The following is a 17311-nucleotide window of genomic DNA, read 5'->3' as shown; positions in this document are numbered from 1 at the left end:
CGCACGGGCGAACAACACGAAAGCCGACATCATGATTCGCGACGACATCAAGGCCGCGCAACTGGCCGCCATGAAAGCCGGCGACAAGGACACCCGCGGCGCCGTCAGCCTGATCCAGGCCGCGATCAAGAATCGCGACATCGAGGCGCGCACCGGCAAGGCGCCCACCGATGACGACGCGCTGATCGTCGAGGTGCTGCAGAAGATGGTGAAGCAGCGCCGCGAATCGATCGACATGTATGTGAAAGGCGACCGTCCCGAACTCGCCGAGGCCGAGGCGAAGGAGGTGGCGGTGATCGAACGCTTTCTCCCGAAAACGCTGAGCGACGACGAGACGCGCGCCGCGATCGAGACGATCAAGGCCGATCTGGGTGCCGCGGGCATGAAGGACATGGGCCGCGTGATGGCCGAGCTGAAGGCGCGGCACGCGAGCGTGCTGGACATGAGCAAGGCGAGCGGCTTGGTGAAGGCGGCGTTGGGGTAAGGCGGGGCGAACGCGGGAGCGAGCCCACGTCCGCACCCCTCCGTTCGTCTCGAGCGAAGTCGAGAAACCGGCTCCACGGCACGCGGCGGCTCGACGGCGCACGCGGCGAAGGTTAGGGTCCGCCATGACCTTCTGGACGTATATGCTGCGCTGTTCGGACGGTCGCTACTATACCGGGCACACCGACAATCTCGAGCGGCGTATCGGCCAGCACCAGGCCGGCGGATGCTACGCGTTCACGTCCACACGGCGACCGGTCGTGCTGGTATGGAGCGAGTATTTTGGCTCCCGGCTCGAAGCGCTGGAGGCCGAGCGGATCGTCGGCGGCTGGTCGCGCGGCAAGAAGGAAGCGTTGATCGCGGGCAATTGGTCGATGCTGTCCCATCTCGCCCGCCCTCCCAGGGAGAGGGGTTTCTCGACTGCGCTCGAAACGAACGGCGTGGGACAGGCCAGCTATCCACCGCCGTCGGGATCGGGCGAACGCGAAGACTTTGTAGCATGACCCTCACCCCCCAATTCCTCGACGAACTCCGCGCGCGCACCTCGCTCACCGCGCTGATCGGCAAGTCGGTCAAGCTCACCAAGGCCGGGCGCGAGCATCGCGGGTGTTGCCCGTTCCACAACGAGAAGACGCCCAGCTTCTACGTCAACGACGACAAGGGCTTCTATCACTGTTTCGGCTGCTCGGCGCATGGCGATGCGATCCGGTGGATGACCGACCAGCGCGGGCTGCCGTTCATGGATGCGGTGAAGGAGCTGGCGCAGGCCGCCGGACTCGACATGCCCGCGATGGACCCGCGCGCCGCGCAGAAGGCGGAGCGCGCCAAGGGGCTGCACGAGGCGTGCGGCGATGCGGCCTCGTGGTTCGCCGAGCAGCTGGGCGGGATCGCCGGCACCGAGGCACGTGCGCTGCTCGACCGGCGCGGGATCACGGCCGAGACCGCGCGCGCGTTCGGCATGGGCTTCTCGCCCGACAGCCGCGGCAAGCTGCGCGCGGCGCTGAAGGACTATGGCGACCCGATGCTGGTCGAGGCCGGGCTGCTGATCCAGGTGGACGGCAAGGAGCCGTACGATCGGTTCCGCGGCCGGCTGATGATCCCGATCCGCGATCCGCGCGGGCGCACCATCGCGTTCGGGGGCCGCGTGCTGGACGGCGGCGAGCCGAAATATCTGAACTCGCCCGACACCCCGCTCTTCGACAAGGGGCGCACGCTCTACAATCTCGATCGCGCCGCCCCCGCCGTGCGCAAGGCCGGGCGCGTGCTGGTGGTCGAGGGCTATATGGACGTGATCGCGCTGGCGCAGGGCGGCTTTCCCGAAGCCGTGGCCCCGCTCGGCACCGCGCTGACCGAGGCGCAACTGGAGCGGCTGTGGCGGCTGGTGGACGTGCCGATCCTCTGCCTCGACGGGGACAGCGCGGGGCAGAAGGCCGCGCTGAGAGCGGCGCACCGCGCGCTGCCGATGCTGGCGCCGGGGCGCAGCCTTGCCTTCGCCACGCTGCCGCCGGGGCAGGATCCCGACGACCTGATCCGCGCCCGCGGGCCCGCCGCGTTCGAGGCGCTGCTCCGCGCGACCGAGCCGCTGGTCGAGCGGCTGTGGGCGAGCGAGCTTCAGGCCGAAGCGCTCGACACGCCCGAGCAGCGCGCGGGATTGCGGCGGCGGCTTGACGAGCTGGCCGCCACGATCGCCGATCCGTCGGTGCGGCAGGAATATCAGGCCGAGTTCAAGCGCCGCTGCTACGCGCAGTTCGCCCCCAAGCGCGCGCCCTTCGTGCCCCGCGGCGAGCGGCCGAAGGGCGGATGGAAACCGCCGCTCGCCCCCGTCACGGCCGATGCCAAGGCATTCCGTACGGCGGGGATCGACCGCGTGCTGGCCAAGGCGGTGCTGGCGGGCCTGATCCGCCATCCCGCCGAGATCGCGCGGCACATGGAGGTGCTGGGCTCGCTGCGGCTGGCGGACGGTGCGCTCGGGCGGCTGTTCGAGGCCGTGGTTGACGTCGCGCTCGAAGATCGGGCGCTTGATAGCGGGCGGCTGCTCACCATATTGGCCAGATCCGGTTTCGATACGGTCGCTACTGATTTGTTGAGAGCCGATACGATGCCCTATTCGTTCACGCAGAAGTCGGCCGATCCGGTTCGCATCCAGGCCGATCTCGATGAGGCGATCGCCATTTTGGTGGCGCGACCCGAAGTGGATGCGGCGCTGGAGGATGCGACCGCGCAGATGCAGTCGCGGTTCACGACCGAAGCGTTCGAACGGCAAGTGGCATTGGTGATGGAAAAACAGGCGTTGGACGTGCGGCTTGCAAATCTCGTGCAAGCGAACGAAGACGCCCGAGCGTTGGGCACCGAGGGCGATTGATGGCGAAGGCGATTGCGGCGGATACCGCCGAGACGAACGAGACGGGCGATGCCCCGCTGATCGACATGAACGACGCTTCGATCAAGAAGCTGATCGCGCGTGCCAAGAAGCGCGGCTACATCACCTATGAGCAGCTGAACGAAGGCCTGCCGCAGGACCAGATGACCTCGGATCAGCTCGAGGACGTGATGTCCGCGCTGAACGAGATGGGCATCAACATCGTCGAGAACGAGGATGCCGGCGAGGATGGCGATGCCGAGCCGCAGAAGGACGACGAGGAAGAGGTCGAATCGGTCGATGCCGAGGCCGATACCGGCCCGGTGCCCGAGAAGAAGAAAGAGACGGTCGATCGCACCGACGATCCCGTCCGGATGTACCTGCGCGAGATGGGCGCGGTCGAGCTGCTCAGCCGCGAGGGCGAGATCGCGATCGCCAAGCGGATCGAGGCCGGCCGCGACACGATGATCCTCGGTCTGTGCGAATCGCCGATCACCTTCAACGCGATCATCGACTGGTCGACCGCGCTGAACGAAGGCACGATGCAGCTGCGCGAGATCATGGATCTCGATGCGATGCTGTCCAAGGATCCCGCCCCCGACGCGCTGGCCGAGGACGAGGAAGGCGACGGCGAAATTTCCGAGAAGAACGCCGGCCCGTCGTTCAAGGAAGAGGCCGAGCCCGAAGAGCCGTCGGTGGACGAGGACGAGGATGGCGAGCGCCGCACGCCGCGTGCCTCCGACGACGAGGAGGAGGACAACACCCTCAGCCTCGCTCAGATGGAAGAGCAGCTGAAGCCGATCGCGCTCGAGCGGTTCGCGAGCATCACCGCGCTCTACAAGAAATTCTCCAAGGTGCAGCAGAGCCGGCTCGACGCCATGGCCGCGGGCGGTGAACTGTCCGCTGCCGACGAGCGCAAATATCACAAGCTGCGCGAAGAGCTGACGGCCGAGGTGGAGAGCGTCCAATTCCACAACGCCAAGATCGAGTATCTGGTCGATCAGCTCTATGCCTATAACCGCCGCCTGACCGCGCTCGGCGGGCAGATGCTGCGCCTGGCCGAACGCCACAAGGTGAACCGCAAGGATTTCCTCGATCGCTATCTCGGCCACGAGCTGGACGAGCATTGGATTGCGGGGCTCGGCAAGCTCGACAAGAAATGGACCGCCTTTGCCACCGCCGAGGGCGACGCCGTCGACCGGATCCGGGGCGAGATCGCCGACATCGCGCAGCAGACCGGCATGGCGCTCGGCGAGTTCCGCCGGATCGTCAACATGGTCCAGAAGGGCGAGCGCGAGGCGCGGATCGCCAAGAAGGAGATGGTCGAGGCGAACCTGCGCCTCGTCATCTCGATCGCCAAGAAATACACCAATCGGGGATTGCAGTTCCTGGATCTGATTCAGGAGGGCAATATCGGCCTGATGAAGGCCGTCGATAAGTTCGAATACCGTCGCGGCTATAAGTTCAGCACCTATGCCACCTGGTGGATCCGCCAGGCGATCACGCGCAGCATTGCCGATCAGGCACGCACGATCCGCATCCCGGTGCATATGATCGAGACGATCAACAAGCTGGTCCGAACCAGCCGCCAGTTCCTCCACGAGCAGGGCCGCGAGCCCACGCCCGAGGAAATGGCCGAGCGCCTCTCGATGCCGCTCGAGAAGGTCCGCAAGGTGATGAAGATCGCCAAGGAGCCGATCAGCCTCGAGACGCCGATCGGCGACGAGGAGGATTCGCATCTCGGCGATTTCATCGAGGACAAGAACGCGATCATCCCGGTGGATGCCGCGATCCAGGCCAATCTGAAGGAGACCGTCACCCGCGTGCTGGCCTCGCTCACCCCGCGCGAGGAGCGCGTGCTGCGCATGCGCTTCGGGATCGGGATGAACACCGATCACACGCTGGAAGAGGTGGGGCAGCAATTCTCGGTCACGCGCGAGCGCATCCGCCAGATCGAGGCCAAGGCGCTGCGCAAGCTGAAGCACCCGTCGCGCAGCCGCAAGATGCGCAGCTTCCTCGATCAGTGATGCCATCGGCCGGGGTTCGCACCCCGGCCGTTTCACCCATGACCCGCCGCCTCTTCCTCACGCTCGCGCTGCTCGGCGTGGCCGCAGCCCCCCCCGCCAACCGGCCACAGCCGGGGATGGTCCGGGTACGGCTCGACACGTCGGCGGGGCCGATCGTCCTCGCGCTCGACGCGAAACGGGCGCCGCGCACCACCGCCAATTTCCTCGCCTATGTCGATGACGGGCGGCTGGACGATACGCTCTTCTACCGCGCGACGCGGGGCAAGGCCAATCCCCGCACCGGCTTCATCCAGGGCGGGATCGGCACCGACGCCAAGCGCATCCTGCCCTCCTTCCCGTTCGAATCGACCACGCAGACGGGCATCCACCATCTCGACGCCACCGTCTCGATGGCGCGGGGCGCCTCGCCCGATTCGGCGGGCGGCAATTTCGTGCTGACCGTCGGCCCCGCCCCCGCGATGGACGCGCGCGCGCCCGCGCTCGGCTATGCCGCGTTCGGGCATGTGGTGGACGGCATGGCCGTCGTGAAGCGCATCCTCGCGCTGCCGACCGGCGGCGGCATGGACGAGTTCAAGGGTCAGATGATCCTCCGCCCCGTGACCATCGTGCGCGCGGTGCGGCTGGACGGCGTCGCCAGGCCCACGGGCGGCCCCAAGGTGTGGCTGCTGCTCAAGGGCATCCGGTAACACACAGTACCCCGGCGACGGCCGGGGCCCAGTCGGGAAGGCCTTGGCAACAACGCGCGCTGCCCGTCACCAAACGCGTTCCCTAGGCCCCGGCCTTCGCCGGAGAACGGCACGAAAAAAGGGCGCGGAGACCATCGCCTCCGCGCCCTTCGTTCCGTCATGCGACCGGGATCACTCCGCGGCGGCGACGCCCTTGGCAGGGCGCGTGTCGCGGCGCTCGGCGATACGTGCCGACTTGCCGGTGCGGCCACGCAGATAATAGAGCTTGGCGCGACGCACCGCACCCTTGCGAACCACTTCGATCGAATCGACGTTGGGCGAATAGAGCGGGAAAACGCGCTCGACACCCTCGCCGAAGCTGATCTTGCGCACGGTGAAGTTGCTACCCATGCCCTTGTTCGAGCGCGCGATGCACACGCCCTCGTAATTCTGGACGCGGGTGCGCTCGCCTTCGACGACCTTCACGCCGACCTTCAGCGTATCGCCGGGGCGGAAATCGGGGATCGTCTTGCCTTCGAGGAACTTGGCGATCTGCTCGGCTTCGAGCGTCTGGATCAGATTCATGTCTCGTCCTTCGTTCGCCGCGCGCCAGAGGGCGGCTGGACCCGAACGCCCTCGTGGCGCTCCCAAAGGTCCGGCCGCCTTAGCCGTGTATCGGTCTCGGCCATGGCCTTGCGCCATGCCGCGATCCTCGCATGATCCCCCGATCGCAGCACTTCGGGGATCGTGCGCCCTTCCCACATCTGCGGTCGGGTATAATGCGGATATTCGAGGAGGCCGCTTTCGAAGCTTTCCTCGTCCCCGCTGGAAGCCGCGCCCATTACCCCGGGAAGCAGCCGGATGCAAGCATCGAGCAGGACGAGCGCAGCCATCTCGCCGCCCGACAACACATAGTCGCCGATCGACACCTCTTCGATGGCGCGCGCCTCGAACAACCGCTGGTCGAACCCCTCGAATCGGCCGCACAGCAGCGTGACGCCCGGCCCCGCCGCCAGCGCCCGGACGCGCGCCTGCGTCAGCGGGTGCCCGCGCGGCGTCATCGCCAGCACGGGGCGGCCGGGCGCCTGCGCGTCGATCGCGGCGGCCACCACATCGGCGCGCAGCACCATGCCCGCGCCGCCGCCCGCGGGCGTGTCGTCCACCGAGCGGTGCCGGTCGGTCGCGTAATCGCGGATGTTGACCGGATCGAGCGACCAGCGCCCCTCCCCCAGCGCGCGCCCGGCGAGCGACTGGCCCAGGGGGCCCGGAAACATGTCGGGATAGAGGGTGAGGACGGTGGCGGCGAAGGTCATGGCCGCATGCCAGACCACCCCGCCCACGCGCGCGCAAGCGGAACCCTTCCCCGCGCTCCGCGCTTCGTCGTCATGGACGATTGCATCATCATCGGTGGCGGCCCCGCCGGCCAGACCGCAGCGATCTATCTCGCGCGCTTCCATCTCCGTGTGCGGCTGATCGACTCAGGGGACAGCCGCGCCGCGCTGATCCCCTGCACGCGCAACCATGCCGGCTTTCCCGACGGCATCTCCGGCACCGACCTGCTGGAGCGGATGCGTGCGCAGGCGGCGCGCTACGGCGTCGATCATGAGGCGGCGACGGTCGACCGGCTGGAAGTCGCAGATGACGGCTTCGCGGTCGGCATCGGCGATCGCGCGCTGAACGCACGCACCGTGCTGATCGCCACCGGCGTGGTGAACCGGCGGCCGCGGATGGGCGACGCGCTCCACGATGCGGCGCTGGCGCGCGGGCTGATCCGCTACTGCCCGATCTGCGACGGTTACGAGGTGACCGACAAGCGCGTGGGCGTGATCGGCACCGGCGCGCATGGCATGCGCGAGGCGCTGTTCCTGCGCGGCTATACGCGCGACGTGACGCTGATCGCACCGGGCGCCGCGCACGACCTGGACGCGAGCTGCGAGGCCAAGCTCGACGAAGCGGGCATCGTCCATGTCGATGGCCCGTGCGAGCGACTCGCCATCGACGGCGACCGGCTGGCGATCGAGACCGCCGCCGGCCCGATGACGTTCGACAGCGTCTATCCCGCGCTCGGCTCCGACATCCGTTCCGAACTGGCTGTCGCGGCAGGCGCGCGGCACAATGGCGAGGGCTGCCTGGAGGTGGACGACCACCAGCGGACGTCGATCCCCGGCCTGTTCGCCGCCGGCGACGTGGTGAAGGGGCTGGACCAGATCAGCCACGCCATGGGCGAGGCCGGCGTGGCCGCCACCACCATCCGCAACCTGCTCGCCGAACGCCGGCCGCTCTGGCGCTGATGGCCGCTCAGCTCTCGACGAACAGCGGATCGATCGCGAGCGCTTCGGGGCCGATCGTCACCGCCGCGGCGACGGGCACGAGGAACCGGGCGCCGGCCTCGCGTTCGATCTCGAGCAGATCGCCCGCGCCATAATTCTCGACCGCGACCGAGCGGCCGATCGTTCGGCCGTCGACCGTGCAGGGCAGACCGATCAGGTCGGCATGATAATATTCGCCGTCGTTAAGCGGCGGCAGCGCGCTGCGGGGCACGCGGAGTTCGGTGCCGCGCAGCGCCTCGGCGGCGTTGCGGTCGGTCACCTCGGCGATGCGCGCGATCGTACCGTTGCTGCCCGCGCGCGCCGATTTCAGCGTGAGCGTGCCGTCGTTGAACAGCCGATAGGCGGCGAGGTCGTCGGTGAACACCTTCAACCGCACCTCGCCCGCAATGCCGTGCGCGCCGATCACCACGGCAAGCACGACGCTGCGATCGGCCACGCGATCAGCCGGCGGGGGAGCCGCCATCGGGGGCGGGTTCCGTGTCGGATCCCTCGGCGGGATCTTCGGCGGAGACGCCCCGGTTCGTGATGTCGTCATCGTCGTCCGCTGCGGTTCTCGGATCGGGTTCGGCCGTCATGCTGTGTCTCCTTCATGAGAGGGAGGAAGGAAACGCATGACGGCCGATGTTCGATGCCTGTTACTCGGCGCCTGTTTACTCGGCAGCCGCGTCGGCGGGCTGCTCGGCCTCGGCGGCGGGAGTCGCCGCGGCGGCGGCAGCGGCGTCTTCCTGCGCCTTCAGCTTCTCGGCCCGCTCCTCGGCGCGCTCGGTCGCCTTCTCACCAGGCTTGCCCTTGTTGGGGTTCTGGCGGGCCGCACGCTCGCGCACGCCGGCCACGTCGAGGAAGCGCGCCACGCGGTCGGTCGGCTGCGCGCCGTTCGACAGCCAGTATTTCGCGCGCTCGGCGTCGAGCTGCACGCGCTGCTCGTTGTCCTTGGCGAGAAGCGGGTTGTAGTTGCCGATCTTCTCGATGAACTTGCCGTCGCGCGGCGACCGCGCATCGGCCACGACGATGCGGTAATAGGGACGCTTCTTGGAGCCGCCACGCGACAGCCGGATGCTGATTGCCATGTTATTCTTCCTTCTTCTTCGCTTTTACGAACCGGCGAGCCGGATCACTTCTTCTTCATGAAATTGTCGAAACCGGGCGGCAGTTGCGGCATGCCGCCCTGCCCCCCGCCCAGCCCCGGCAGGCCGCCGCCCGCCTTGCCGAGCATATCGCCGAGGCCCGGGCCGCCGAGCGCGTTGCCGAGGCCGGCCATGCCGCCCCCCATGCCGCCCTTGCCCAGCATCGCCATCATGCCCTTCAGGCCGCCCATCTTCTTGAGCTTCTTCATGGCGGTGGCCATTTCCTGATGCATCTTGAGCAGCTTGTTCACGTCCTGCACGGTCGTGCCGCTGCCTTTGGCGATGCGGATCTTGCGTTTGGCGTTGATAAGCTCGGGCTTGCTGCGCTCCTTCTGGGTCATCGACGTGATCATCGCGTCCATATGGATCAGCAGCTTGTCGCCGCCCGCGGTCGCGAGCGCCCCTTGCGCCTTCTTCATGCCGGGCATCATGCCCGCCAGCGCGCCGAGCCCGCCCATGCGGCGCATCTGCGCGAGCTGCCCGCGAAGATCGTCCAGGTCGAACTGACCCTTCGCCATCTTCGCGGCCATCCGCTCGGCGTCTTCCTGCTGGATCGACTCCGCCGCGCGCTCGACGAGGCTGACGACGTCGCCCATGCCCAGGATGCGCCCGGCGACTCGTTCCGGATGGAACGCCTCCAGCGCGTCGAGCTTCTCGCCCGTGCCTGCGAACTTGATCGGCTTGCCCGTCACCGCGCGCATCGAGAGCGCCGCACCGCCGCGGGCATCGCCGTCCATCCGCGTCAGCACGATGCCGGTGAGCGGCACCTGATCGGAGAAGTTCTGCGCGACGTTCACCGCGTCCTGGCCGGTTAGCGAATCGACCACGAGCAGGATCTCGGCGGGTTTGGCCACCTCTGCCACCGCCTTCATCTCGTCCATCAGCGCCTGATCGACGTGCAGGCGCCCAGCCGTATCGAGCATCAGGACGTCATAGCCCTGCAGCTTGGCCGCCTGGAGCGCGCGGCGCGCGATCTCGACCGGCTGCTGCCCAGCGATGATCGGCAGCGTCGCCACATCGACCTGCGTGCCGAGCGTCGCGAGCTGCTCCTGCGCGTTGGGGCGATTGACGTCGAGCGACGCCATCAGCACCTTCTTGCGGTCGCGCCCCGTCAGCCGCTTCGCGATCTTTGCGGTCGTGGTCGTCTTGCCCGAGCCCTGAAGCCCGACCATCATCACGACGGCAGGCGGCGTCACGTCGAGCGCGAGGTCGGATTCGTCCGCGCCCAGCATCGCGACCAGCGCGTCGTTGACGATCTTGACGACCTGCTGGCCCGGCGTGATCGAGCGCAGCACATTGTGGCCGACCGCCTGTTCGGTCACGTCGTCGACGAACTTGCGGGCGACCGGCAGCGCGACGTCGGCCTCGAGCAAGGCGACGCGCACCTCGCGCATGGCGCCGCGCACATCAGCTTCGGTCAGCGCACCACGGCCGCGAAGACGGTCGAAGACGCCGCCCAGCCGATCGCTCAGACTTTCGAACATGCCAATCCAAACCCTCTTGCCGCCAAACGCAAAAGCGCCGGCGGGCGAAACCTCGCCGGCCAGCGTGCGCCCGCAGACGCTCTACCTCCGCGCCTCGCGAACGAAACGTGGACCGGCCCTACGCCCGATCGCCCCAAAACGCAAGAACATGGACTTGGCGCCCCTCGCGCCCTAGATCGCGCGCCATGCCTGCCGCCACCGAGCCCGAGATCGTCACGCTCGGCTGCCGCCTCAACATCGCCGAGAGCGAGACGATCCGCGCGCTGGTGAACGGCCGCGACCTGATCGTCGTCAACAGTTGCGCGGTGACGAACGAGGCGGTGAAGGCCACGCGCGCCGCGATCCGCCGCGCGCGCCGCGCACGACCCGCCGCCGAACTCGTGGTGACGGGCTGCGCCGCACAGATCGATCCGGCCGGCTTCGCGCGCATGGCGGAGGTCGACCGCGTGATCGGCAATGGCGAGAAGCTGTCACCCGCCGCCTGGCGCGCGCCGGACGCCGTCGTCGTCGGCGACATCATGCGGGTGCGCGAGACCGCGCCGCATCTCGCCGCCAGCTTCGCCGGCCATGCCCGCGCCTTCGTCGAGGTGCAGAATGGCTGCGACCATCGCTGCACCTTCTGCGCCATTCCCTTTGGCCGCGGCCCCAGCCAATCGGTGCCCGCCGCGATCGTGGTCGCGCGGATCGCCGCGCTGGCGGCGGCCGGGCACCGCGAGGTCGTGCTGACCGGCGTCGATCTCACCAGCTATGCCGCCGCCGATGCCGCGGATCTCGGCGCGCTGGTGGAGCGCATCCTGACCGACGTGCCCGCTTTGACCCGGCTGCGGCTATCCTCGCTCGACTCGATCGAGATCGACGACCGGCTGTTCGCGCTCGTCACGCAGGAGCCGCGGATCATGCCGCACCTGCACCTCTCGTTCCAATCGGGCAGCGACCTGATCCTCAAGCGGATGAGGCGCCGCCATTCGCGGCGGCAGGCGATCGACACCGTCGCGCGGCTGAAGGCGGCGCGCGCGGAGATCGCGATCGGCGCCGACCTGATTGCCGGCTTCCCCACCGAGGACGCGGCGATGGCGGCGGACACGCTGGCGCTGATCGCCGCCGCCGACATCGTCCATGCGCACATCTTTCCCTATTCGCCGCGCGACCACACGCCGGCCGCGCGCATGCCGCAGGTGGAGCCCGCGCTCCGCCGCGCCCGTGCCGCAACGCTCCGGGCGGCGGCGGCGGAGCGCAAGGCGGCGTGGTTGCGGGATCTGGTGGGGACGGTGCAGGCGGTGCTGATCGAACGCCGCGGCGATGCCGGCCACGCCGCGAACTTCGCAGAGGTGCGGCTTTCCGCCGCAGGTGCTTCGACAGGCTCAGCACGAACCCGGACCATCACCTCCCCCGTTCGTCCCGAGCCTGTCGAAAGATATGTCCCGGGCGCCGCCCGAGCCCCAGCCCCCGGCACGATCGCCCGCGTCCGCATCACCGCCGCCACCGACTCCGAACTGCAAGGCATGTCCCTATGAGCAACAGCTGGCACGACAAGCTGCTGGGCGGTTTCCGCCGCACCTCCGATCGGCTGATCGGCAATCTCGCGGGTCTGGGCACCGGGCGGCTCGATACCGCGACGCTGGACGATATCGAGGAAGCGCTGATCGCCTCCGACCTCGGCCCCGAAACCGCGGGCCATATCCGCGGCCGCCTCGCCGAGGGCAGTTTCGAACGCGACATGGAGGAACTGGGCATCCGCCTCGTCGTGGCGGAAGAGGTCGAGAAGACGCTCGCCAAGGTCGCGCGCCCGATCGAGATCGACGCCTTTCCGCGGCCGCAGGTGATCCTCGTGATCGGCGTTAACGGCTCGGGCAAGACGACGACGATCGCCAAGCTCGCGCACGTATTGATGGAGCAGGATTACGGCGTGATGCTGGCCGCCGGCGACACGTTCCGCGCGGCCGCGATCGGACAGTTGCGCACCTGGGCGGACCGGGTGGGCGTGCCGATCGTCACCGGACCGGAGGGCGGCGATGCGGCGGGCGTCGTGTGGGACGCGGTGAAGAAGGCCACCGAGACCGGTATCGACGTGCTGATCGTCGACACCGCCGGGCGGCTGCAGAACAAGCGCGAACTGATGGACGAGCTGGCGAAAATCCGCCGCGTGCTCGGCCGGATCAACCCCGCCTCGCCGCACGACGTCGTCCTCGTGCTCGACGCCACCACGGGGCAAAACGCGCTCCAGCAGATCGCGGTGTTCAAGGAGGTGGCGGGCGTGACGGGTCTCGTCATGACGAAGCTGGACGGCACCGCACGCGGCGGCGTGCTGGTTGCCGCGGCCGAGCGTTACGGCCTGCCGATCCACGCGATCGGGGTGGGCGAGGGCATGGGCGACCTGCGCCCGTTCGACGCCAACGAGGTCAGCCGGATCATCGCCGGCGTGGATAGCGTACGAAAGTGAGCGCCATGACGAACAAAGCCTCGACCCCCGGCCTGCGGATAGCGATCGACTATGGCCCGCTGGTCGTGTTCTTCGCGGTCAATTTCCTCGCGCCCGCGGTGCCGCTGATGCGGCTCGTCGCGGCGTCGACCGGGTTCCTGTCGGATCTCGACCGGATGGCGGCGCTGGTGATCGCGCGCGTGATCGTGGCGACGCTCGCCTTCATGCTCGCGACGGTGGCGGCGATCATCGTGTCGAGGGTGAAGCTCGGCCATGTCTCGCCGATGCTGTGGATCACCGGCGCGCTCGTCGTGGTGTTCGGCGGCCTGACGATCTATTTCCACGATCCGCGCTTCATCCAGATGAAGCCAACCTTCGTCTATCTGATCTTTTCGGGGGTGCTCACCTTCGGGCTGCTGACCGGGCGACCGCTGCTGCAGGGGTTGCTGGAAGCCGCCTATCCGGGGCTGACCGCCGCGGGCTGGCGCAAGCTGACGCGCAACTGGGCGGTGTTCTTCCTGTTCATGGCGGTGCTGAACGAGGCCGTGTGGCGCAACAGCACCTGGGATTTCTGGGTCGGCTTCAAGCTGTGGGGCGCGATCCCGCTCACCCTGCTCTTCGCCTTTGCCAACATTCCCATGCTGTTGAAGCACGGGTTGCAGACCGAAGGGGATGCCGTGACCGACATCCCCCCCGAAGGCTGAGTCAGCCCGCGACCGCGGCGTAGCGCGTGCCGACCGTGTCCCAGTCGACCACGTCCCACCAGGCCTTCAAATAGCCGGGCCGGTCGTTCATGTACGTCAGATAATAAGCATGTTCCCACACGTCGTTGCCGAGCAGCGGCGTACCGGGCTCCTTGGCATCGTCCATCAGCGGATTGTCCTGGTTGGGCGTGCTCGTCACCTTCAGCGTGCCGCTCTCGTCCGCGATCAGCCACGCCCAGCCCGAGCCGAACTGGCCCGCACCCTTGGTGTTGAACTGCTCCTTCAGCGAGTCGAGGCCGCCGAAATCGCGCTCGATCGCCTCGGCGAGTGCGCCCGACGGCTGGCCGCCGCCTTTCTTCATGCTCTTCCAGAAAAAATCGTGGTTCCAGTAGCCGCCGCCATTGTTGCGGATGAGCGGCGGCTGCGACGAGATCATGCCGAGGATTTCCTCGATCGTCTTGCCCTGGAGCGCTGAGTCCTTCTCGACGCCTTCGTTCAGCTTGTCGGTATAGGCCTTGTGATGCTTGTCGTGGTGGAAATGCATCGTATCCTTGGAGATCACCGGCTCCAGCGCGTCATAGTCGTAGGGGAGCGGGGGGAGTTCGAACGCCATCGGAAGTCTCCTTTGAAATGGGTCGCGGCGGTAACGCGCACCCGGTGCAAATGGCTCCGGCGCCGTCGTTGCGCAAGCGTTCCTAGCCGCCGTTCGCGATCAGGTCGTGGCGGCGCAGCGCGTGGCGCAGCTGATCGTAGCTGAGCCCCAGCGCATCCGCGGTCGCGCGCTGGTTGAACCGGTGTTCGCCGAGCGTGCGCGAGAGGAGTTCGCGCTCGAACCGCGCGACCCGCGCCTTGAAGTCGGATGGCCCCGTCTCGCATGCCGCGACCGGCTCGTCGTCATGCGGGTTCGCGGGCGTCGGGATCGCCGGGGCGGAGGCGCCGCGCGCCGCGCCGGGACGATGCGGGGACTGGAACGGATCGATCTCGATCGAATCGATCGGCCCCGCCTGCTCCCAGCGATAGACCGCGCGCTCCACCACGTTGCGCAGTTCGCGGACGTTGCCCGGCCAGTCATGCTGCGCCAGCGCGTCGATCGCGCTCGGGCCGAACCCCTCCCACCGATCGCGCCCCAGCTCGGACGCCATGCGCCGCCCGAAATGATCCGCCAGCACCATCACGTCGCCCGCGCGCGCGCGCAGCGGCGGCAGCGTGACCACCTCGAACGACAGCCGGTCGAGCAGATCGGCGCGAAAACTGTGGTTCGCCACCTTGTCGGGCAGATGTTCGTTGGTGGCCGCGACGATGCGCACGTCGACGCGCATCGGCCGTGACGACCCGATCCGCGTGATCTCGCCATATTCCACGGCGCGGAGCAGCCGGTCCTGCGCCGCCATGGACAGCGTGCCGAGCTCGTCGAGGAACAGCGTGCCGCCGTCCGCCTCCTCGAACCGCCCCGCACGGGCCTTGGTCGCGCCGGTGAACGCGCCCGCCTCATGGCCGAACAGTTCCGCCTCGATCAGCGTCTCGGGGAGGGCCGCGCAATTCATGATGACGAGCGGCTGGTCCCAGCGCGGGCTCAGACGATGGAGGCGTTCGGCGACCAGCTCCTTGCCCGTGCCGCGCTCGCCGATCACGAGCACCGGGCGGTCGAGCGCGGCGGCGCGGCTGGCGCGTTCGAGCGCGCCCATGAAGCTGCTCGATTGACCGATGACCTGGGTGGTGCGCTCCATTGCCAAACTCTGGTGGAAAATCCCGACACTTGGCAAGAGGCAAGTGCGAACGGCCGTGCGAACCCACGCTTTTCCGCCATTTTTGCAATTGGCACGGCGCATGCAAGGCCTGGGATATCCCGCCGCAGCGCGGTCCACCAGGGTTCAGGAGAACGACCATGACCAATTCCAGCTTCGGCCGCACCATCGCCACCCTCGCCTGCACGCTGCTCTTCAGCGGCATGGCGATCATCGGCGCGGTCGGCCCCGCGACCGCCGGTCCCGGCTCCGCTTCCCCGACGACCCACACCGTCGCATAACCAGCGGCGCCAGTTCACCCAGGAGTATCCGAATGGGCATTTTTTCCCGCACCCGCGACATCGTCGCCGCCAACTTCGCCGACCTGCTCGAAAAGGCGGAGGATCCCGCGAAGATGATCCGCATGATCATCCTCGAGATGGAGGAGACGCTGGTCGAGGTTCGCGCGTCGGCCGCGCGCACCATCGCCGACCAGAAGGAGATGCGCCGCCACATCGCCAAGCTCGAGCAGCTCGAGGCGGGCTGGACCGAGAAGGCCGAACTGGCGCTGTCGAAGAACCGCGAGGATCTGGCCAAGGCGGCGCTGGTCGAGCGGCAGAAGGCGGCGGACATGGCCGAACAGCTCCAGGCCGAAGTCGGCGTGCTCGACGATGCGCTGCGCGCGTCGGAAGAGGATATCGCCAAGCTCCAGAACAAGCTGCGCGAGGCGCGTACCAAGCAGAACAACGTGACGACCCGCCTCGAAAGCGCGAACAACCGCGTGCGGCTCCGCGAGATGTACAACGGCCCCAAGACTCAGGACGCGTTCAGCCGCTTCGACGTGCTGGAACGCCGGGTGGACGATGCCGAGGGCCGCGCCGAAGCGATGGGCCTGGGCGTCGTGAAGACGCTGGAGGACGAGATTGCCGAGCTGCGCCAGAGCGACCGCGTCGATGCCGAACTCGCCGCGCTGAAGGCCCGCCTGAACACGAAGCGGGAGGGCTGAGCGATGGAAGATCTGTTCGGATTAAGCGTGCCGCTGCTCGCGATCGCCGCGATCTTCATCGGCCTGCCCTGGTTGATCCTCCACTATGTCACCAAGTGGAAGCAGGCGCCCAAGATCACCGTCGAGGACGAGAAGCTGCTGGACGAGATGTTCAACCTGGCCCGCCGCCTCGAAGACCGCGTGAACACCGTCGAGCGGATCATCGCCGCCGACCATCCCGACTGGAAGCCGAGCATCGCGCCCAGCCCGTCGCCCTATCAGCTCGATCGGAGGAACTGAAATGTCCGCCAGCCGCACCAAATTCTACCTCGACAAGCAGGATGCCAAGGTAAAGGGTGTCTGTTCGGGGATCGCCGATTACACCGGCGTCGACGTCACCATCGTCCGCATTGCCGCCGTCGTGCTGGCTTTTGCGACCAGCGGATGGCTGATCCTGGCCTATATCGCCGCCGCGTGGCTGGCGCCGGCCAAGCCGATCGGGCTGTACGACACCGCCGAGGATGCCAAATTCTGGCAGGGCGTGCGCGCCAATCCCAAGCGATCCACCGCCGAGGTCCGCTCGCAATTCCGCGACATCGATCGCCGCCTGGCGGATATCGAACTTCACTATACCAGCCGCAACAGCCAGCTCGCGAGCGAGATCGAAAGCCTGCGCTGACACCGACGTAAAAGGGGGAACATCATGAGCAATCTTGGTATCTTGGTCCCGATCGCGATCTTCACCGTGGGACCGATGAGCTGGGCGTTCAACAACTGGGTGCGTGCGCGGCACGGTTACGAGCCCGAGACCTGGAAGGGCCGCCGCCAGCGCCGTCAGGAGGGGGCGCTCGAAAGCGATCGCAAGATCCTGCTGCTGTCCGACGAGAACGAGAAGCTCGTGGGCAAGATCGGCCGGCTCGAGGAGCGGCTCGCGGTGCTGGAACGCATCGCCACCGATCCCGCCGAGCGCACCGCCCGCGAGATCGAAGCGCTTCGCTAGCCACCCG

22 protein-coding genes are annotated in these 17311 nt (G+C 67.9%); 14 read left to right on the top strand and 8 right to left on the bottom strand.

Features of this window, described 5'->3' with window-relative positions:
* Positions 1–31 precede the first annotated feature (31 nt).
* From L8H00_RS02340 to L8H00_RS02320, 5 genes are all read left to right on the top strand, one after another.
* A complete protein-coding gene (locus tag L8H00_RS02340; RefSeq protein ID WP_242095608.1) occupies positions 32–484 on the top strand; it encodes a GatB/YqeY domain-containing protein in 453 nt (150 codons plus the stop codon).
* 124 nt (positions 485–608) lie between these two features.
* Positions 609–986, top strand: a complete 378-nt coding sequence (locus L8H00_RS02335; protein WP_242095607.1) for a GIY-YIG nuclease family protein — start codon at positions 609–611, stop codon at positions 984–986.
* A complete protein-coding gene (gene dnaG, locus L8H00_RS02330) occupies positions 983–2845 on the top strand; it encodes a DNA primase (RefSeq protein WP_242095606.1) in 1863 nt (620 codons plus the stop codon). Before L8H00_RS02335 ends, dnaG begins: the two co-directional genes overlap by 4 nt.
* Complete coding sequence (gene rpoD, locus L8H00_RS02325; RefSeq protein ID WP_242095605.1) at positions 2845–4869, top strand: RNA polymerase sigma factor RpoD; 2025 nt, start codon at positions 2845–2847, stop codon at positions 4867–4869. The genes dnaG and rpoD overlap by 1 nt, the downstream gene beginning before the upstream one ends.
* 38 nt (positions 4870–4907) lie before the next feature.
* On the top strand, positions 4908–5555 hold the full coding sequence (locus L8H00_RS02320; protein WP_242095604.1) for a peptidylprolyl isomerase: 648 nt from the start codon (positions 4908–4910) through the stop codon (positions 5553–5555).
* 171 nt (positions 5556–5726) lie between these two features.
* Here the strand turns inward: L8H00_RS02320 and rplS are convergent, their stop codons facing one another.
* Together rplS and trmD are read right to left on the bottom strand one after the other, a co-directional pair.
* The gene (gene rplS / locus L8H00_RS02315) at positions 5727–6119 is read right to left on the bottom strand and encodes a 50S ribosomal protein L19 (RefSeq protein WP_242095603.1); all 393 of its coding nucleotides are present in this window, start codon (positions 6117–6119) and stop codon (positions 5727–5729) included.
* A complete protein-coding gene (trmD, locus tag L8H00_RS02310; RefSeq protein WP_242095602.1) occupies positions 6116–6847 on the bottom strand; it encodes a tRNA (guanosine(37)-N1)-methyltransferase TrmD in 732 nt (243 codons plus the stop codon). Before trmD ends, rplS begins: the two co-directional genes overlap by 4 nt.
* A gap of 72 nt (positions 6848–6919) precedes the next feature.
* On the opposite strand from trmD, the gene L8H00_RS02305 reads away from it, so the two are divergent.
* Positions 6920–7825: an NAD(P)/FAD-dependent oxidoreductase gene (locus L8H00_RS02305; RefSeq protein WP_242095601.1), complete on the top strand. Its 906-nt coding sequence runs from the start codon at positions 6920–6922 to the stop codon at positions 7823–7825.
* 7 nt (positions 7826–7832) lie between these two features.
* Here L8H00_RS02305 and rimM read toward each other — a convergent pair whose 3' ends face one another.
* The 4 genes from rimM to ffh all read right to left on the bottom strand — a co-directional run bounded on the left by rimM (position 7833) and on the right by ffh (position 10472).
* Positions 7833–8327 carry a ribosome maturation factor RimM gene (rimM, locus tag L8H00_RS02300; RefSeq protein ID WP_242095600.1) on the bottom strand — a complete coding sequence of 165 codons (495 nt, stop codon included), beginning with the start codon at positions 8325–8327 and terminating at the stop codon, positions 7833–7835.
* The gene (locus L8H00_RS18735; protein ID WP_267380337.1) at positions 8305–8439 is read right to left on the bottom strand and encodes a hypothetical protein; all 135 of its coding nucleotides are present in this window, start codon (positions 8437–8439) and stop codon (positions 8305–8307) included. Before L8H00_RS18735 ends, rimM begins: the two co-directional genes overlap by 23 nt.
* A gap of 75 nt (positions 8440–8514) precedes the next feature.
* The gene (gene rpsP, locus L8H00_RS02295; RefSeq protein WP_242095599.1) at positions 8515–8931 is read right to left on the bottom strand and encodes a 30S ribosomal protein S16; all 417 of its coding nucleotides are present in this window, start codon (positions 8929–8931) and stop codon (positions 8515–8517) included.
* Positions 8932–8975: 44 nt separating this feature from the next.
* Positions 8976–10472 carry a signal recognition particle protein gene (gene ffh, locus L8H00_RS02290; protein WP_242095598.1) on the bottom strand — a complete coding sequence of 499 codons (1497 nt, stop codon included), beginning with the start codon at positions 10470–10472 and terminating at the stop codon, positions 8976–8978.
* A 185-nt stretch (positions 10473–10657) separates the two neighbouring features.
* Between ffh and mtaB the strand changes: the two genes are divergently transcribed.
* Genes mtaB through L8H00_RS02275 form a run of 3 tightly spaced genes read left to right on the top strand, consistent with a single transcriptional unit; the run spans position 10658 to position 13595 of the window.
* Complete coding sequence (mtaB, locus tag L8H00_RS02285; protein ID WP_242095597.1) at positions 10658–11986, top strand: tRNA (N(6)-L-threonylcarbamoyladenosine(37)-C(2))-methylthiotransferase MtaB; 1329 nt, start codon at positions 10658–10660, stop codon at positions 11984–11986.
* On the top strand, positions 11983–12912 hold the full coding sequence (gene ftsY / locus L8H00_RS02280; protein ID WP_242095596.1) for a signal recognition particle-docking protein FtsY: 930 nt from the start codon (positions 11983–11985) through the stop codon (positions 12910–12912). The genes mtaB and ftsY overlap by 4 nt, the downstream gene beginning before the upstream one ends.
* A gap of 5 nt (positions 12913–12917) precedes the next feature.
* Positions 12918–13595: a septation protein A gene (locus tag L8H00_RS02275; protein ID WP_242095595.1), complete on the top strand. Its 678-nt coding sequence runs from the start codon at positions 12918–12920 to the stop codon at positions 13593–13595.
* Position 13596: 1 nt separating this feature from the next.
* Here L8H00_RS02275 and L8H00_RS02270 read toward each other — a convergent pair whose 3' ends face one another.
* Positions 13597–14208, bottom strand: coding sequence for a superoxide dismutase (locus L8H00_RS02270; protein ID WP_242095594.1), 612 nt, complete (start codon positions 14206–14208; stop codon positions 13597–13599).
* Positions 14209–14290: 82 nt separating this feature from the next.
* Positions 14291–15322 carry a phage shock protein operon transcriptional activator gene (gene pspF / locus L8H00_RS02265; RefSeq protein WP_242095593.1) on the bottom strand — a complete coding sequence of 344 codons (1032 nt, stop codon included), beginning with the start codon at positions 15320–15322 and terminating at the stop codon, positions 14291–14293.
* A gap of 158 nt (positions 15323–15480) precedes the next feature.
* Here pspF and L8H00_RS02260 point away from each other — a divergent pair, with 158 nt between their 5' ends.
* Genes L8H00_RS02260 through L8H00_RS02240 form a run of 5 tightly spaced genes read left to right on the top strand, consistent with a single transcriptional unit; the run spans position 15481 to position 17304 of the window.
* Positions 15481–15621 carry a hypothetical protein gene (locus L8H00_RS02260; protein WP_242095592.1) on the top strand — a complete coding sequence of 47 codons (141 nt, stop codon included), beginning with the start codon at positions 15481–15483 and terminating at the stop codon, positions 15619–15621.
* Positions 15622–15653: 32 nt separating this feature from the next.
* The gene (gene pspA / locus L8H00_RS02255; protein WP_242095591.1) at positions 15654–16325 is read left to right on the top strand and encodes a phage shock protein PspA; all 672 of its coding nucleotides are present in this window, start codon (positions 15654–15656) and stop codon (positions 16323–16325) included.
* Between the two features lie 3 nt (positions 16326–16328).
* Positions 16329–16604 (top strand): envelope stress response membrane protein PspB, encoded by a 276-nt coding sequence (pspB, locus tag L8H00_RS02250; RefSeq protein ID WP_242095590.1) that lies wholly within the window; start codon positions 16329–16331, stop codon positions 16602–16604.
* A gap of 1 nt (position 16605) precedes the next feature.
* Positions 16606–16983 (top strand): envelope stress response membrane protein PspC, encoded by a 378-nt coding sequence (gene pspC, locus L8H00_RS02245; RefSeq protein WP_242095589.1) that lies wholly within the window; start codon positions 16606–16608, stop codon positions 16981–16983.
* A gap of 24 nt (positions 16984–17007) precedes the next feature.
* Positions 17008–17304 (top strand): hypothetical protein, encoded by a 297-nt coding sequence (locus L8H00_RS02240; protein WP_242095588.1) that lies wholly within the window; start codon positions 17008–17010, stop codon positions 17302–17304.
* Positions 17305–17311: the final 7 nt, after the last annotated feature.

It is taken from the genome of Sphingomonas sp. CROZ-RG-20F-R02-07, from assembly GCF_022662335.1.
GTDB lineage: Bacteria > Pseudomonadota > Alphaproteobacteria > Sphingomonadales > Sphingomonadaceae > Sphingomonas.
The sequence above is the reverse complement of the archived record's forward strand: the minus strand, read 5'-3'. Positions and strand labels throughout refer to the sequence as shown.

What these genes read in the sequence shown, in the direction of transcription:
- L8H00_RS02340 (WP_242095608.1), top strand. Translation starts at nt 32, where the DNA reads ATGATTCGCGACGACATCAAGGCCGCGCAACTGGCCGCCATGAAAGCC.
- L8H00_RS02335 (WP_242095607.1), top strand. Translation starts at nt 609, where the DNA reads ATGACCTTCTGGACGTATATGCTGCGCTGTTCGGACGGTCGCTACTAT.
- dnaG (WP_242095606.1), top strand. Translation starts at nt 983, where the DNA reads ATGACCCTCACCCCCCAATTCCTCGACGAACTCCGCGCGCGCACCTCG.
- rpoD (WP_242095605.1), top strand. Translation starts at nt 2,845, where the DNA reads ATGGCGAAGGCGATTGCGGCGGATACCGCCGAGACGAACGAGACGGGC.
- L8H00_RS02320 (WP_242095604.1), top strand. Translation starts at nt 4,908, where the DNA reads ATGACCCGCCGCCTCTTCCTCACGCTCGCGCTGCTCGGCGTGGCCGCA.
- rplS (WP_242095603.1), bottom strand. Translation starts at nt 6,119, where the DNA reads ATGAATCTGATCCAGACGCTCGAAGCCGAGCAGATCGCCAAGTTCCTC.
- trmD (WP_242095602.1), bottom strand. Translation starts at nt 6,847, where the DNA reads ATGACCTTCGCCGCCACCGTCCTCACCCTCTATCCCGACATGTTTCCG.
- L8H00_RS02305 (WP_242095601.1), top strand. Translation starts at nt 6,920, where the DNA reads ATGGACGATTGCATCATCATCGGTGGCGGCCCCGCCGGCCAGACCGCA.
- rimM (WP_242095600.1), bottom strand. Translation starts at nt 8,327, where the DNA reads ATGGCGGCTCCCCCGCCGGCTGATCGCGTGGCCGATCGCAGCGTCGTG.
- L8H00_RS18735 (WP_267380337.1), bottom strand. Translation starts at nt 8,439, where the DNA reads ATGACGGCCGAACCCGATCCGAGAACCGCAGCGGACGACGATGACGAC.
- rpsP (WP_242095599.1), bottom strand. Translation starts at nt 8,931, where the DNA reads ATGGCAATCAGCATCCGGCTGTCGCGTGGCGGCTCCAAGAAGCGTCCC.
- ffh (WP_242095598.1), bottom strand. Translation starts at nt 10,472, where the DNA reads ATGTTCGAAAGTCTGAGCGATCGGCTGGGCGGCGTCTTCGACCGTCTT.
- mtaB (WP_242095597.1), top strand. Translation starts at nt 10,658, where the DNA reads ATGCCTGCCGCCACCGAGCCCGAGATCGTCACGCTCGGCTGCCGCCTC.
- ftsY (WP_242095596.1), top strand. Translation starts at nt 11,983, where the DNA reads ATGAGCAACAGCTGGCACGACAAGCTGCTGGGCGGTTTCCGCCGCACC.
- L8H00_RS02275 (WP_242095595.1), top strand. Translation starts at nt 12,918, where the DNA reads ATGACGAACAAAGCCTCGACCCCCGGCCTGCGGATAGCGATCGACTAT.
- L8H00_RS02270 (WP_242095594.1), bottom strand. Translation starts at nt 14,208, where the DNA reads ATGGCGTTCGAACTCCCCCCGCTCCCCTACGACTATGACGCGCTGGAG.
- pspF (WP_242095593.1), bottom strand. Translation starts at nt 15,322, where the DNA reads ATGGAGCGCACCACCCAGGTCATCGGTCAATCGAGCAGCTTCATGGGC.
- L8H00_RS02260 (WP_242095592.1), top strand. Translation starts at nt 15,481, where the DNA reads ATGACCAATTCCAGCTTCGGCCGCACCATCGCCACCCTCGCCTGCACG.
- pspA (WP_242095591.1), top strand. Translation starts at nt 15,654, where the DNA reads ATGGGCATTTTTTCCCGCACCCGCGACATCGTCGCCGCCAACTTCGCC.
- pspB (WP_242095590.1), top strand. Translation starts at nt 16,329, where the DNA reads ATGGAAGATCTGTTCGGATTAAGCGTGCCGCTGCTCGCGATCGCCGCG.
- pspC (WP_242095589.1), top strand. Translation starts at nt 16,606, where the DNA reads ATGTCCGCCAGCCGCACCAAATTCTACCTCGACAAGCAGGATGCCAAG.
- L8H00_RS02240 (WP_242095588.1), top strand. Translation starts at nt 17,008, where the DNA reads ATGAGCAATCTTGGTATCTTGGTCCCGATCGCGATCTTCACCGTGGGA.